At 73.8% G+C, this 531-nt stretch carries 1 protein-coding gene; it reads right to left on the bottom strand.

Annotated features, from left to right (window positions below):
* Positions 1 to 103 precede the first annotated feature (103 nt).
* On the bottom strand, positions 104 to 531 hold a 428-nt coding region (locus tag ETD85_RS62730), incomplete at its 5' end, for an NUDIX hydrolase (protein WP_206059671.1).

Here is a 531-nt window from a genome sequence, read left to right as displayed (position 1 = left end):
GCCCCTCCGCCGAGGCCCATCCGCCCGGTCCGTCCCCAACCGGCCCGTCCGTCGGCGTCGCGTTGGGAGCCCTCCCACCCTCTCGCCTTTCCGGCAATCGCGCTCAAAGCACCCCAGCACGGACGAGCAGCGGGACCACCTGGTCGCGCACCGCCGGCGCCAGGCGGGGCTCGAACTCGTCCCGCCCATCGGTCCAGCCCAGCGCGGCCAGCTCCGCGTCCGGACTGGGGCCGCGATCCAGCCTCGCGGTGTAGACGGTCATGCGCATCGGCACGCCCTCAAGCGCCGCCACGTCCTCGACATGCCCCAGCAGCTCCGCGTCGAGCGGGCGCGCCCCCAGCTCCTCCGACAGCTCCCTGGCCAGCGTCTCCTCGGCCGGCTCCCCCGGCTCGGGCTTGCCTCCCGGAAGGTAGAACACGCCGGGAGCGGCCTTCTTGCTCACGACCAGCAACCGGCCCTCGTCGACGATCGCGGCCGCCACGACGCGCATCGCATCCATGCCCTTCAGCATCCCACCGCCCAGGACCACCC

This window comes from Nonomuraea zeae, from assembly GCF_005889725.1.
GTDB lineage: Bacteria > Actinomycetota > Actinomycetes > Streptosporangiales > Streptosporangiaceae > Nonomuraea > Nonomuraea zeae.
The sequence above is the reverse complement of the archived record's forward strand: the minus strand, read 5'-3'. Positions and strand labels throughout refer to the sequence as shown.